This is a genomic window from Kineosporia babensis, from assembly GCF_021129305.1.
Taxonomy (GTDB): Bacteria; Actinomycetota; Actinomycetes; order Actinomycetales; family Kineosporiaceae; genus Kineosporia; species Kineosporia babensis.
In genome coordinates this window covers 234542-248334 of the sequence record NZ_JAJOMB010000008.1, presented here as the reverse complement: position 1 = coordinate 248334, position 13793 = coordinate 234542, and the positions used below count along the sequence as shown (strand labels likewise).

General features: G+C 68.9%; 11 protein-coding genes. 5 read left to right on the top strand and 6 right to left on the bottom strand.

The window, feature by feature from the left end:
• Nucleotides 1–106: 106 nt before the first annotated feature.
• Nucleotides 107–1228 (top strand): aromatic ring-hydroxylating oxygenase subunit alpha, encoded by a 1122-nt coding sequence (locus tag LR394_RS17315; protein WP_231443122.1) that lies wholly within the window; start codon nucleotides 107–109, stop codon nucleotides 1226–1228.
• 151 nt (nucleotides 1229–1379) lie between these two features.
• On the opposite strand, the gene LR394_RS41725 is transcribed toward LR394_RS17315, so the two are convergent.
• The gene (locus LR394_RS41725) at nucleotides 1380–3626 is read right to left on the bottom strand and encodes an ABC transporter ATP-binding protein (RefSeq protein WP_331283076.1); all 2247 of its coding nucleotides are present in this window, start codon (nucleotides 3624–3626) and stop codon (nucleotides 1380–1382) included.
• Nucleotides 3627–4353: 727 nt separating this feature from the next.
• Between LR394_RS41725 and LR394_RS17300 the strand changes: the two genes are divergently transcribed.
• Both LR394_RS17300 and LR394_RS17295 read left to right on the top strand, forming a co-directional pair.
• Nucleotides 4354–5385: a Gfo/Idh/MocA family protein gene (locus LR394_RS17300; protein WP_407937070.1), complete on the top strand. Its 1032-nt coding sequence runs from the start codon at nucleotides 4354–4356 to the stop codon at nucleotides 5383–5385.
• 26 nt (nucleotides 5386–5411) lie between these two features.
• Nucleotides 5412–5942 (top strand): GNAT family N-acetyltransferase, encoded by a 531-nt coding sequence (locus tag LR394_RS17295; RefSeq protein ID WP_231443212.1) that lies wholly within the window; start codon nucleotides 5412–5414, stop codon nucleotides 5940–5942.
• Nucleotides 5943–5975: 33 nt separating this feature from the next.
• Here the strand turns inward: LR394_RS17295 and hutI are convergent, their stop codons facing one another.
• Genes hutI through hutU form a run of 4 tightly spaced genes read right to left on the bottom strand, consistent with a single transcriptional unit; the run spans nucleotide 5976 to nucleotide 11351 of the window.
• Nucleotides 5976–7169, bottom strand: a complete 1194-nt coding sequence (hutI, locus tag LR394_RS17290; protein WP_231443118.1) for an imidazolonepropionase — start codon at nucleotides 7167–7169, stop codon at nucleotides 5976–5978.
• Nucleotides 7166–8506, bottom strand: coding sequence for a formimidoylglutamate deiminase (locus LR394_RS17285; protein ID WP_231443116.1), 1341 nt, complete (start codon nucleotides 8504–8506; stop codon nucleotides 7166–7168). Before LR394_RS17285 ends, hutI begins: the two co-directional genes overlap by 4 nt.
• A complete protein-coding gene (locus LR394_RS17280) occupies nucleotides 8503–9690 on the bottom strand; it encodes an allantoate amidohydrolase (protein ID WP_231443114.1) in 1188 nt (395 codons plus the stop codon). The genes LR394_RS17285 and LR394_RS17280 overlap by 4 nt, the downstream gene beginning before the upstream one ends.
• Complete coding sequence (gene hutU / locus LR394_RS17275) at nucleotides 9687–11351, bottom strand: urocanate hydratase (RefSeq protein WP_407937069.1); 1665 nt, start codon at nucleotides 11349–11351, stop codon at nucleotides 9687–9689. The genes LR394_RS17280 and hutU overlap by 4 nt, the downstream gene beginning before the upstream one ends.
• A gap of 173 nt (nucleotides 11352–11524) precedes the next feature.
• Here hutU and LR394_RS17270 point away from each other — a divergent pair, with 173 nt between their 5' ends.
• Nucleotides 11525–12361 (top strand): IclR family transcriptional regulator, encoded by an 837-nt coding sequence (locus LR394_RS17270; RefSeq protein ID WP_231443109.1) that lies wholly within the window; start codon nucleotides 11525–11527, stop codon nucleotides 12359–12361.
• Nucleotides 12362–12523: 162 nt separating this feature from the next.
• Nucleotides 12524–12700: a hypothetical protein gene (locus LR394_RS17265; RefSeq protein WP_231443107.1), complete on the top strand. Its 177-nt coding sequence runs from the start codon at nucleotides 12524–12526 to the stop codon at nucleotides 12698–12700.
• A 148-nt stretch (nucleotides 12701–12848) separates the two neighbouring features.
• Here LR394_RS17265 and LR394_RS17260 read toward each other — a convergent pair whose 3' ends face one another.
• Nucleotides 12849–13775: an ABC transporter substrate-binding protein gene (locus LR394_RS17260; RefSeq protein ID WP_231443104.1), complete on the bottom strand. Its 927-nt coding sequence runs from the start codon at nucleotides 13773–13775 to the stop codon at nucleotides 12849–12851.
• Nucleotides 13776–13793 lie beyond the last annotated feature (18 nt).

The following is a 13793-nucleotide window of genomic DNA, read 5'->3' as shown; positions in this document are numbered from 1 at the left end:
TCATCCTGAATGTCGCCACCCCGATCTGCCTGCCGTGCGGCAGGTTTCATCGCCATTCCGGTCGATCGCGGGACGTGGGCGAATCCCCCCTTGATTGGAGCTCGACATGACCAGTGTCAGTCTTCCACCGAGCCTGGTGGCCACGCTGCCGGGGAACATCTACGCCGATCCGGGGGTGTTCGCCCAGGAGCAGGAGCTGATCTTCGAGCGGATGTGGTTCGCCGCCGCCCGGGCCTCGGAGCTGACCGGGCCGGGCGCGTTCGTGACCAAGCAGGTCGGCCGCGAGAACGTGATCCTCCTGCGCGGCCGTGACCAGCAGGTTCGGGCTTTTCTGAACGTCTGCCGGCATCGCGGGGCCCGGCTCTGCCCGGCGGAGGAGGGGCAGTTGCGCCGCAACATCCAGTGCATGTACCACGCCTGGACGTACGGCCTGGACGGCAAGCTGGTCGCCGCGCCGAACCTGACCAAGATGCAGGACATCGACCGGGACGAGTACGGCCTGATCAAGGTGCACCTGAAGGAGTGGCTCGGCTACATCTGGGTCTGCCTGGCCGACGAACCCCCGCCGTTCGAGACGGACGTGATCGCCTCGGCCGACGAAAGGCTGGGCGGGGAGGGCGTGATCGGCGGCTGGCAGGTCGACGAGCTGGCGGTGGGCAAGCGGATCACCTATGACGTGAAGGCCAACTGGAAGCTCATCATCGAGAACTTCATGGAGTGCTACCACTGCGCCACCATCCACCCCGAGCTCACCGAGATGCTGCCGGAGTTCGCGGGCGGTTACGCGGCCCAGGCCTTCGTCGGGCACGGGGCCGAATTCCGCGACGATGCGCAGGCGTTCACCATCGACGGCGCCGGTGGGCACGAGCGGATCCCGGGGGTGGACGAGGACCACGACCGCCGCTACTACGCCATCACCGTGCGGCCGCAGGTCTTCATCAATCTGGTGCCGGACCACGTGATCTTCCACCGGATGTACCCGATGGCGGTGGACCGTACCGTGGTCGAGTGCGACTGGCTCTACCTGCCCGGGGTGGTCGAGTCCGGGGCCGACCTGAGCCGATCGGTGGAGCTGTTCGACCGGGTCAACCGCCAGGACTTCGAGGCCTGCGAGGCGACCCAGCCCGGTATGTCGTCGCGGGCCTACCGGTCCGGTGGGGTGCTGGTGCCGAGCGAGCACCACATCGCTGAGTTCCATGAGTGGGTGCAAGGACGCCTGCTCGGCTGAGGCTCTTCGACCGGCTGCCCGGCTCAGGCCTCGGGTTCGGCGGAGAACTGCTTTAAGGACGATCGGGGCAACAAAGTTTGCTGAGCGCAGGTTTTGTTGCCCCGCTCTTTTCGGTCGCTGCGGCAGCGGCTTCCAAAGCGCTCCCGGAGCCTCAGGCCCCGCTGCTGCCCCCGGTCTCGAGCACTCGCCCGTCGCTCAGCTGGAAGCCGTCGGCCGTGCGAGCCTCCACCAGGCCGCCGCCGTACTGCTGCTCGTAGAGCCGGGCGTACGCCCCGCCCAGCGCCAGAAGTCTTTCGTGGGTGCCCTTCTCGATCACCTGGCCGGCGTCCATCACGAAGATGACGTCGGCTGAGCGGATGGTGGAGAGCCGGTGCGCGATCGCGATGGTGGTGCGCCCGGCCATCAGCGGTTCGAGGGCGGCCTGGACCCGGCGCTCGCTGACCGTGTCGAGGGCGCTGGTGGCCTCGTCGAGGACCAGCACGCGCGGGTTCTTCAGCAGAACCCGGGCGATGGCCAGGCGCTGCTTCTCCCCGCCCGAGAGCCGGTAGCCACGTTCGCCGACGACGGTGTCGTAGCCGTGCTCGAGTTCCAGGATGCGGTCGTGGATGAAGGCGGCCTGGGCCGCGGCGACCACCTCTTCTTCGGTGGCCTCGGGCCGGGCGTAGGCGAGGTTGTCGCGCACGGTGGCGTGGAACAGGTACGTCTCCTGCGTGACCATGCCGATCGCCCCGGCCAGGGAGTCGAGCGAGAGGGTGCGCACATCGTGCCCGTCGAGCCGGACCGCGCCCGAGGTGACGTCGTAAAGCCGGGGCACCAGATAGCTCAGGGTGGTCTTGCCCGCGCCGCTCGCTCCGACCACGGCGGCCAGTTGCCCCGGTTGCACGGTGAGGTCGAGCCCGCGCAGGGCCCAGCGCCGGGTACCGGAAAGGTCGGCGGGGGAGTCGGGAACCGTGCTGCGGGAGATGGGAAGCAGTGCGTCCTGCGCAGCTTCGGTCGTGTTCGTGGTGGGGGCCAGGCCGGGAGCGGTTGCAGCGCGGGGAGTACTGGTGCTGCCCAAGCCCCAGGAGCTGCCGCGGGCCGCGGTATCCCCAGAGCCCTCGACCCGGTTCGAGCCGTCGGGACGATCCGAGTTACCGGCACGGCCCGAATCACCGAGTCCGTGGGTGGCCTCGCTATCGTCCGGAACATAGCTGAACCAGACGTCTTCCAGCCGTATCTCGCCGCGGATCTCCTCCGGGGCCAGCTTTTTGGCATCAGGCGGTTCGACGATCTCGGCCCGCAGGTCGAGGTACCCGAACACCCGCGAGAACAGCGCCAGGCTGCTCGAGACCTCGGTGGAGGTCTGCAGCACCTGGCCGATCGGCATGAACAGCCGGGACTGCAGCGTGGTGAAGGCGATGATCGTGCCCGCGCTGGGCCCGCTGCCGTTGGCGAGCTGGAAGCCCGCGACCAGGTAGACCAGGACCGGGGTGATCGAGAAGAACGTGGACACCACCGCGAAGAAGGCCCGGCCGACGATCTGCTGACGCACCTGCAGGTCGGCCAGCTTCTCGTTCTGCCGGTGATAGCGATCGGCGTCCCGGTCCTGCCGCCCGAACACCTTGGACAGCAGGACCCCGGAGACCGAGAGCGACTCCTGGGTGATCGCGCTCATCTCGGCCAGCGCGGTCTGGGTGCGGCTGGTGATGACCCGCCGGATTCGTCCGACCCGGCCGGTCAGCCAGATGAAGAGCGGCAGCATGACCAGCGAGAGCAGGGTGAGCTGCCAGGACAGCACGAACATGGCGATCAGCGTGGAGATCAGGATGACGCTGTTGCTGAGCAGCGTGCTGGCGGTGTCGGTGATGACGTTCTGCAGGCCGCCGACGTCGTTCTGCAGCCGGCTCTGGATCTCACCGGTGCGGGTACCGGTGAAGAAGCGCAGGGAGAGGCTCTGCAGGTGGCTGAACAGCTGACCGCGCAGGTCACGCATGATCTGCTGGCCCACGTAGGTGGTCTGGTAGGCCTGCCACACCCCGAGCACGCTGGACACCGCGGGAATCGCGATCATCAGGACCGACAGTGTGACCAGCAAGGAGATGTCGGGCCCGCCGGACACGAACAGCGCCTTGTCGAAGACCTCGCGGATCAGCAGCGGGTTGGCCACCCCCAGCCCGGCGGTGACCAGGATCAGCACCCCGACCAGCAGCACCCGGGGCCGGTAGGGCCGAAAGAGCGAGACCACGCGGCGCAGCAGAGGACGGTCGGCGGCGGCCTCGCGCAGCCCGGCGGCTGCCTCGGAGACCGTGGCTCCCGGGTGACGACCCGCATGGCCCTGCCCCCGTACACCTCCGCCGGCCGGGCCTCCCGAACCGCCAGGGCCTCCCGAACTGCCGGACCCAGTGGGCCGTTCACTCACGTCATCACCATCCCTGCGCCGCAGCCTGCTGCGAACCGTCGAGCCGACCGTACCCGCCACCACCGACATTCCTGAGCCGAGCGGACCCGTCCCGAATCGTGCACCCCTCGACGCCAACTCGGATCGAGCCATCAGAACCAACGGACGAGCGCGGCGTCGGCTTCCAGCGTTCTCCAGCAGCCGAACGCATCCACCGGAATGTGTACTCCGAGTACCAAATGACCTGTGTGTACACATCGCGGACCCCCTTCGCCGAAGCCGAAACGAAGGGGTGGTCGAGGCAAGCGAGGCCAAAGGGGCTACTGACAGAGGCGCTGGGTTGGGGGAGAGCGGCGAGATGGTCGCAGGTCGAGGGGGCAATGAGGTGAGGCGGGATGGAGTGGAGGGGAGCAAGAGGCGGGGCGGATGGAAGGAGGTAAGGCCAGGGGTGCGGGCGGAGGCGCAGGATCGGAGGGGTAAGGCGGGATGGAACGCAGGGGCAAGAAGCGGGGCGGATGGCGTGGGGCGAGGCGGGGTGTGGGTAGAGATCGAGGGGGTGATGGGGCTAAGGCGGGATTGGACGCAGGGGGCAAGGAACGGGCGGATGGATGGGGGATGGGGCCGGGAGGTCGGCGGCATGAGCAGAGGACTGGATGCCATGCCGGTTCCGGACGGACCATGAACTGGGACGGGCCCAGAACGCGCGATGGGGAGCCGGGTGCATACGATCACCCTCGTGACGGATGACGTGAAGATCGGCCTGGTCGGTTTCGGCTTCGGCGGGAAGTATTTCCACGCCCCCTTGCTCGCTGCGGCCCCGGGCGTGCAGTTCGCCGGCGTGGTCACCAAGTCACCGGAGCGCCAGGCCGAGGTGGCCGAGCTGTATCCCGGCGTTCCCACGTTCGGCTCTCTGAGCGAGCTCAAGGCGGCCGGCGCGCAGGCGGTGGCCATCTCTACCCCGGCCCCCACCCACGTCCCCCTGATGCTCGAGGCGATTGAGCTGGGTCTGGCCGTGGCCTGCGACAAGCCCTTCGCTCTGGACGCCGCGGCGGCCCGCAGCGTGGTCGAGGCCGCCGAGAAGGCGGGCGTGAAGCTGACCGCCTACCAGAACCGGCGCTGGGACGCTGACCTGCTCACCGTCAAGAAGCTCCTCGAGGCCGGCGAGCTCGGGGAGGTGTTCCGCTTCGAGTCGCGATTCGAGCGCTTCGACACCGAGAGCGCCCCGCCCGCGGCCGGGGGCGGCATCCTGCGGGACTTCGGCAGCCACCTGGTCGACCAAGCCCTGTACCTGTTCGGCCCGGCCGCCACGGTGTACGCCGAGCTGGACGCGGTGGAAGAAGGCCAGGACTCCCGGTTCTTCATCGCCGTCCGGCACCACAGCGGCGTGCTCAGCCACCTGATCGGCAACTGGGTCGAGGGCGCTCCGGGCCCGCGCTACCGGGTCAGCGGCAGCAAGGGCTCGTTCGTGCTGAACAAGCCGATGGAGGGCCAGGAGGCGCTGCTGATCGAGGGCCTGAACCCGGCCACCGCAGCTGAGCGCTGGGGCGTGGAGCGGGAAGAGAACTACGGACGGCTCTACCGCGGCGACGAGGGCACTGCGGTCCCGACCGAGCGGGGCAGCTGGGACACGTACTACCCGGCCTTCGCGGCGGCGGTCAGGGGCGATGGCGAAGTGCCGGTCGACCCGCGCGACGCCATCGCTTCCATGCGGGTACTGGATGCGGCCCGGCGCAGCGCCACAATCGGCCAGGTCGTCTCCCTGAGCGACGACGACCAGTAAAGACGAGCAGACGAGTAGGGGTGAGCATGGACACCGGCGTCGTCATCCGCATCGTGCGCGAGGAGGACGCCGAGCCGCTGGCCGCAGTGCTGCGGGCCAACCGTGAGTTCCTCAGGCCGTGGGAACCGAAGCACGACGAGGCCTACTTCACCGCCGACGGCCAGCGCCGGATCATCGACGACGCCCTGCTGCTCTACTCGGGCGGAGTCCACCTGCCGTGCGCCATCATTCGCCACGGTGAGCTGGTCGGCCGGATCAACATCAACAACATCGTGCGGGGCAACCTGCAAACCGGGGACGTCGGTTACTGGGTCGCGCAGTCGGCCGGCGGGCAGGGGGTGGCCACCATCGCGGTCGAGGCGGTGGTGACCCTGGCCTTCACCGCGCTGAACCTGCACCGGGTCGGGGCCAACACGCTGATCCACAACGCGCGCTCGCAGCGGGTTCTGGCGAAGAACGGCTTCGAGCGCATCGGCCTGGCGCCGAAGTTCCTCCGGATCGAGGGGATCTGGCAGGACCACGTGATGTTCCAGCGGGTCAACCCCGACTGGGTCTGAACATCTGAACCTCTGATCGTCGCAACGAACGAGTCACAGCTCCAGCGTCCGGGCCAGAGGCACACCCGGGCGGTAGGCCAGGTGCAGGTAGGAGGGTGCCTCCAGCACGGCGAGATCGGCGCGGGCTCCCACCCGGACCCGGCCGATGTCGTTGCGCCGCAGGGCGATCGCGCCGCCCAGCGTGGCCGACCAAAGAGCCTGGGCCGGGCTCATGTTCATCTCCCGCACCGCCAGCGCGATCACCAGCGGCATCGACGAGGTGAAGCACGAACCCGGGTTGCAGTCGCTGGCCAGGGCGATCACCGCGCCGGCGGCCAGCAACCGCCGGGCGTCCGGGTAGGGCGATCGGGTGGAGAACTCGACGCCGGGCAACAGCGTGGCAACGGTTCCGGTGGAGGGGTTCTCCGGATCGATCCGCTGACCGGCAGCCCCTAGTGCAGCAACGTCCGCATCGGTGAGGTGCGTGCAGTGGTCCACGCTGGCCGCATCGAGTTCGGTCGCGATCTGCACGCCCGGCCCGGCGGAGAGCTGGTTGCCGTGCACCCGCAGTTCCAGCCCGGCCGCGGCGCAGGCCTGCAGGATCGTCCGGGTCTCATCCCCGTCGAAGGCATAGGCGCTGGCCGGCTCGCAGAAGACGTCGGCCCAGCGGGCGTAGGGAGCGCAGGCCGCAAGCATGTCGCCGGCCACCAGCTTGACGTAGTCCTCCCGCCGGTCCCGCAACGCGGGCGGCACCACGTGCGCACCGAGGAACGTCACCTCGGACGTCACCTGCGCCGCGATCCGCAACGCCCGCGCCTCTTCCTCCACATCCAGCCCGTAGCCGCTCTTGATCTCGACCGTGGTCGTACCCTGAGAACGCATCTCGGCCAGCAGCTTCTGCACGTGCTCGAGCAGCTCTTCGTCGCCGGCCGCCCGGGTTGCCGCCATGGTCGTGGCAATCCCGCCCCCGGTGTACGGCTCACCGGTCATCCGGGCCGCGAACTCGGCCGAGCGATCACCCGCGAACACCAGATGCGAATGCGAATCGACGAAACCCGGCACCACCGCCCGCCCGCCCAGATCGGTGGCGGTATCGGCCGAGGGCGCCTGCACGGCCGGGCCCACCCAGGCCACGCGCTCGTTCTCGACCACGATCGCGGCGTGCTCGAGCAGGCCCAGCTCGGAGCCGTCGCCGAGGGCCGGATCGTTCGTGACGAGCTGAGCAATTCCGGTGACCAGGTGGCTCACAGGACTTTTCCTTCCAACAAGTCGAATGCCTTACCGAGCAGCCCACCGACATCTCCGAGCCGGTGCTGCCCCCCGCTGACCACCTTCTGCCCGCCGACGATCACCGTGTCCACATCACCCGCACCAGCGCTCAGAGCCACCTGCTCGGGCCGGCTTCCCGCAGTGCGCACCGAATCCAGCCGCACCGCGATCAGATCGGCCGGAGCCCCGACCTTGATCTGGCCGAGTTCGGGCCAGCCCAGGCTGCGCTGCCCGTCCACGGTGAGCGCGTTCAGCAGTTCGCCGGGGGTGAAGCGACCGCGCTGCAAGGTCGAGAGCCGCTCGTGCATCTCCAGCCCGCGCGCTTCCTCGAACAGGTCGATCACGGCGTGCTGATCGCTGCCCAGAGTGAGTGTCGCTCCGGCCTCGGCCAGCACCCGGGCCGGCCCGATGCCGTCGGCCAGGTCGCGCTCGGTGGTCGGGCAGAAACAGGCGAACGTGCCGGTCAGGTCGGCGATGTCGGTCTCGGTCAGGTGGGTGGCATGAACCAGAGACGTCTGTGGTCCCAGAACGCCTTCGTCCTTCAGCAGCGCGGTGGGGGTCAACCCGAACCGGTCCAGGCAGGCCTGGTTCTCGGCCGGTTGCTCCGAAAGGTGCACGTGCAAGGGAGCCTCGCGCACACCGTCCTTACGTGTGAAAGCCGTAACCGAAGAAAGCTGTTCGCGCGGCACCGCCCGGACCGAATGAATGGCCGCGCCGATCCGCATCCCGGCCGAAGCCCGCAACGCCGAAACCCGTTCCGCCCAGGCGTCCGCATCTGGGTCGGCGAACCGCCGCTGGACATCGTTCAGCGGCGTGTACCCGTCGGCTGTGAGACCGCCGGTCAAATAACAGGTGTCAAGCAAGGTGATGCGAATACCGGCGTCTGAGGCGGCCTGACGCAGTGCCTCACCCATGGCGTTCGGATCGGCGTACGGCTTGCCGCCGCGGTCGTGGTGCAGATAGTGGAACTCGCCGACGCAGGTGATCCCGGCCAGCGCCATCTCCGCGTAAACCGCCCGGGCCAGAGCCAGATACGAGTCCGGATCAAGCTTTCCGGCCACGTCGTACATCACCGTGCGCCAGGTCCAGAACGAACCGCCGTCGGCATGCGTGCGCCCCCGCAGCGCCCGGTGAAAGGCGTGCGAATGCGCATTGGCCAAACCGGGCAGCAAGACGCCAGGCAGACGTTCGTCCTCGGGCGAAGGGGTAATTCCGCTTTCGACCGAGGTAATCAGACCCTCGGTATCCACGGAAACTCTTACATCCGAGGCAATTCCGGAAGGAAGCCAGGCATGGGGCGCCCAGTAAGAGGTCATGCAGCCAGTTCCCGCAGCACCGTGGTCAACGCCTCGACTCCGGCCAGGCAGTCAGCCTCTTCCGCGAACTCGGACGGCGTGTGCGACTTGCCGGTGGGGTTGCGCACGAACAGCATGGCCGTGCTGATGCCCGCGGTGGCCAGGATGCCGGCGTCGTGCCCCGCACCCGTGCCCAGCAGCGGCGCCCCGTCCAGGAGCTTGCTCAGGCGCCCGGCCAGATCGGGATCGAAAAGCGTGTTACCCGTCCAGGATTCCTCGCTGACCGTGGCCCCGAACTCCTCGGCCGAGGCGGTGAGTTCCTGCAGCAGCGCCTTCACGTCCTTCTCCTGCGGCGCCCTGGCGTCCAGCCAGGCCCGGACCAACGACGGAATGGCGTTGACCCCGTTCGGCTCGACCGCCAGCTTGCCGAAGGTGGCAACGGCCTGGTGCTGCGCCGCGAACTGCCGGGCCGCCAGCACCGTGGAGGCATAGGCCAGCATCGGGTCGTCACGGTCCACCAGGCGCGTGGTTCCGGCGTGGTTGGCCTCGCCCGGGAAGTCGAAACGCCAGCGCCCGTGCGGCCAGACGGCAGTGCCAACGCCGATCGCCGCGTCGTACTCGTCGGTGGCCAGGGCCTTGCCCTGCTCCACGTGCAGTTCGACGAACGCGCCGATCCGGTTCAGCGTCTCCTCGTCCCGGCCCAGGTAGTCGGGGTTCTGCCCGGCATCCTCCATGGCCTCGACCAGCGAGGTGCCTTCGGTGTCCTTCAGGCTCTGGGCCCGCTCGGGCGACAGGGCGCCGGTGATGATCCGCGAACCGGCGCAGGCCACCCCGAACCGGGCGCCCTCCTCGTCCCCGAAGTTGACTACACCGATCGGCCGGCTGGGCTGAAAACCCTCAGCCTTCAGCGCCTCCACCGCCGAAAGGGCGCTGACCACGCCCAGCGGACCGTCGAACGCGCCGCCGTCCGGCACCGAGTCCAGGTGGCTGCCGGTGACGATCCCAGGAGCCTCGTCCGGGTCCCCCCACCAGGCCCACTGGTTGCCGGCCCGGTCCAGGGTGAGGGTCAGGCCGAGGCCGTAGACCTGGTCCTCGAACCACTCGCGCAGCTCACTGTCCTCGGACGTCCAGGCGAACCGGCGATATCCACCGGACGCCGCTCGTCCGATCGGCTCCAGGTCGGTCCATCGTCGGCTGAAGTTCATCCCTGTTCCCCCTCGCGCATCGGCACCCGCACGCCGCGCTCGTCCGCAACCTGCTGAGCCAGGTCGTAACCGGCGTCCACGTGCCGGATCACACCCATTCCCGGGTCGTTGGTCAGCACCCGCGCCAGCTTCTGGGCGGCCAGCGGCGTACCGTCCGCAACCGTAACCTGACCGGCGTGCAGGGAGCGCCCGATGCCCACGCCGCCGCCGTGGTGGATGGACACCCAGGTGGCCCCGGAAGAGGCGTTGACCAGAGCGTTCAGCAGCGGCCAGTCGGCGATCGCGTCGGAACCGTCGGCCATCGCCTCGGTCTCGCGGTACGGCGAGGCCACGCTGCCGGCGTCCAGGTGGTCGCGGCCGATCACCAGCGGGGCGCTGATCTCGCCGGAGGCCACCAGCTCGTTGAACCGCAGGCCCGCCTGGTCGCGTTCGCCGTAACCCAACCAGCAGATCCGGGCCGGCAGACCCTGGAACGCGACCTTCTCGCGGGCCGCGCGGATCCACTTCTGCAGGTGGTCGTTCTCCGGGAACAGCTCCAGCACCGCCTTGTCGGTCACCGCGATGTCCTTGGGGTCCCCCGAGAGCGCAGCCCAGCGGAACGGCCCCTTGCCTTCACAGAACAACGGCCGGATGTAGGCCGGAACAAAGCCCGGGAAGGCGAAGGCGCGGTCGAATCCACCCAGTCGGGCCTCGTCCCGGATCGAGTTGCCGTAGTCGAAGACCTCCGCGCCGGCGTCCAGGAACCCGACCATGGCCTCGACGTGCTTGGCCATCGCGGCCCGGGCCCGGTCGGTGAACTCCTCCGGCTTCTGTGCCGCGTAGTCGTGCCAGTCGCCCACCTCGATGCCTTCGGGCAGGTAGGACAGCGGGTCGTGGGCGGAGGTCTGGTCGGTGACGATGTCGATCTCGACGCCCCGGCGCAGCAGTTCCGGGAACACGGTGGCGCAGTTGCCGACCAGCCCGACGCTCAGCGGACGTCGCGCGGCCTTGGCCTCCAGGCAGCGCCGGATCGCGTCGTCCATGTCGTCGGCGATCTCGTCCAGGTAGCGGGTCTCCACGCGGCGCTTCAGCCGCGTGGCGTCCACATCGACGATCAGGCACACGCCCTCGTTCAGGGTCACCGCCAGCGGCTGCGCCCCGCCCATACCGCCCGCGCCGCCGGTCAGCGTCAGGGTGCCCGCCAGCGTTCCGTTGAAGCGTTTGGCGGCCACGGCGGCAAAAGTCTCGTACGTACCCTGCAGAATCCCCTGGGTACCGATGTAGATCCAGGACCCCGCCGTCATCTGCCCGTACATGGTCAGGCCGAGCTTCTCCAGGCGGCGGAACTCCGGCCAGGTGGCCCAGTCGCCCACCAGGTTCGAGTTCGCGATCAGCACCCGCGGGGCCCACTCGTGCGTCTGCATCACCCCGACCGGCCGCCCGGACTGCACGAGCATCGTCTCGTCGTCCTTCAGCGTGGTCAGGGTGCGGATCATCGCGTCGTAGCTGGCCCAGTCCCGCGCCGCCTTGCCGGTACCGCCGTAGACCACCAGGTCGTCGGGGCGCTCGGCGTTGTCCGGGTCGAGGTTGTTCTGGAGCATGCGCAGCGGCGCCTCGGTCTGCCAGCTCCGGGCGGTCAGGGTCGTGCCGCGGGGCGCCTGGACCGGCCGCGGGCCGGAAATCGAGGAGGTCATGCTCTCTATTGGACCTTCCCGCGACAGGGGGTGACAGGACCGCCACGGCCTTGCCGTCTCGGATCCGAGACACTGTGCACGTGCCGAAACAAGAGGACGCCCGGCTGGGCGAACAGGGTCGGCCCACCAGAGCGCGGGGTCGCGGTCCAAATGGGGGACGAGTGGGGAGCCCAGACCGGGGGGAGGGGCAGGTCCCGGCGGCGACCCGGGCGCTGGCCATCCTGCGGGTTCTGGCCCGGGCGCCGGGTCCGTTGCCCGCGGGGGCGCTGGCGCGGGAGCTGGGGCTACCCCGCAGCACGGTGTATCACCTGCTCACGGCCATGATCGACCAAGGCTTCGTGACCCATCTGCCGGAGGTGCGGCGCTACGGTCTGGGCGTTGCGGCCTTCGAGGTGGGCTCGGCCTACTCCCGCCAGGAACCGCTCCAGCGTCTCTCCCGGCTGGTGCTGTCCCGGCTGGTCGATGCCGTCGGGCACACCGCGCATCTGGGAGTGCTGCATGGCCGCGAAGTGCTGTATCTGATCGAGGAACGGGCCCCCGGACGTCCGCCATTGGTCACCGACGTGGGCGTGCGCCTGCCCAGCGAGCTCACCGCCAGTGGCCGGGCAATGCTCGCGGCTCTTCCTCAGGCGCAGGTCAGGGCGCTGTTTCCCGGCCGGGAGGCATTCGCGCCGGCGCCCTTCAATGCTGCCCCGGCCGAAAAGGCGGGGTACGGCGAGGGCCCACCGGCGCCGAGCAGCCTGCCCGAGTTGCGTCGGGTGTTGATGACGGTGCGCCGGGCCGGGTACGCCGTGGAGAACGACGCCGTGACGCCCGGGTTCTCGTCCGTGGCGGTAGCGGTGCTGGACCACAACGGGTACCCGGTGGCCGCGGTGGCGGTGACGTACCCAGGTGGGACGGTCAGCGATCACGAGCGTCTGGTGGGGTCGGTCCAGGCGGCGGCCGCTGCGCTGGAACGCCGGGTGCACGGTGGTGGGCGGCAGCCGGGCCGGACCTGACGGGCGGCGGGACGGTGGCTGAGATCTGGACGTGAGGGCGCGCACATTCCCAGCCTGATCACGCTCAGAGGACCATCTGCGGTTCTGATCAGCATGAGACGACGCAAATGTCCACAGGCCTTGACACTTGGAAGTTAGGTCAGGCTCACCTAATCTGCCGACGTGGGCGTGAAGAAGGCGAAGAAGAAGTGCTGCAAGGACAAGCCGCGGTGCAAGAGCTGTCCGGTGGTGCTGAAGCGGTTGTCCGATGCGGGTTTTGCCACCCGGATCGACCTGATGACGTACAAGTTCGACGCCAAGCCGCCGAAGAAGGCCGTCTCCGAGGCCCGCTCCCGCTGAGCCGCCCGCCGCTGCCTTGGTACGGGGCCATCGACTGCAGCAAGAAGCAGAAGTCGGGCTCGATCAAGGTCTGGTTCGCGCCCAGGCCTGCGACTGAGCAAAAGAAGTGCCCGCCCCGTAGCCACGGGGCGGGCACTCGTTCGTTCGGTCAGCTCAGGCCGTTGCTGGAGAGGAACTCCTCGGCCACGTCGGCCGGCTCCTTCTGCTCCTGGTTGATCTCACCCATCATGGCGGTGAGGTTCTCGGTGGTCAGCTTGGCCGAGACGGCGTTCAGGGCATCGCTCACGGTGCCGCTGGCCTTCTCCTTGTTGATCACCGGCACCACGTTCTGGGCGGCGAACTGGTTCTCCGGGTCCTCCAGGGTGACCCAGCCGTTGGTGGTGATCGTGGGGTCGGTGCTGAACATGTCGGCCACGTCGACCGTGCCGTTCTTCAGCGCGGCCACGGTGAGCGGGCCGCCCGGGTCTAGCACCTTGAACTCCTTGAAGGTGACCCCGTAGTTCTTCTCGAAGCCCGGCACACCGGTGGCCCGGGTCTTCCACTCCGGCGGGCCGCCGAGGATCAGGTTCTTGCCCTTGAGGTCACCGATCGACTTCAGGCTGTGCTTGTCGGCGGTCTCCTTGGTGACCGTGACCACGTCCTTGTCCTCGGCCGTGGACTGCTCGAGCACGCTCAGGCCCTCGGGCAGGGCGGCCGGCAGGGCGGCGTAGACGTCCTCGGAGCTGACCGCGGTGGCCTTGTCGTCCAGGAACGACAGCAGGTTGCCCGAGTACTCCGGCAGCAGGTCGATCGAGCCGTCCTCCAGGCCCGGGATGTAGGCCTCGCGGGAGCCGATGTTGAGCTTCTTCGAGACCGAGACTCCCTTGGCCTCGAGGGCGCCCGCGTAGATCTCGGCGAGCAACTCGTTCTCGGGGAAGTTGGCCGAGCCGACGATGATCGACTCGGAGGAGCCCGAGCCGGTGTCGCCGTCGCCACCGCTGGAGTTGTCGAGGGGGTCGCTGCCGCCGCCGCAGGCCGACAGAGCCAGGGCAGAGGTCGCGAGGGCCGAGGCGACGACCATTCTGCGTCGATTCATCAGTGCACTCCTGGTTCG

Coding starts and splice junctions, on each gene's coding strand:
- LR394_RS17315 (WP_231443122.1), top strand. CDS start 107: ATGACCAGTGTCAGTCTTCCACCGAGCCTGGTGGCCACGCTGCCGGGG.
- LR394_RS17295 (WP_231443212.1), top strand. CDS start 5,412: ATGGACACCGGCGTCGTCATCCGCATCGTGCGCGAGGAGGACGCCGAG.
- LR394_RS17285 (WP_231443116.1), bottom strand. CDS start 8,506: ATGACCTCTTACTGGGCGCCCCATGCCTGGCTTCCTTCCGGAATTGCC.
- LR394_RS17280 (WP_231443114.1), bottom strand. CDS start 9,690: ATGAACTTCAGCCGACGATGGACCGACCTGGAGCCGATCGGACGAGCG.
- LR394_RS17260 (WP_231443104.1), bottom strand. CDS start 13,775: ATGAATCGACGCAGAATGGTCGTCGCCTCGGCCCTCGCGACCTCTGCC.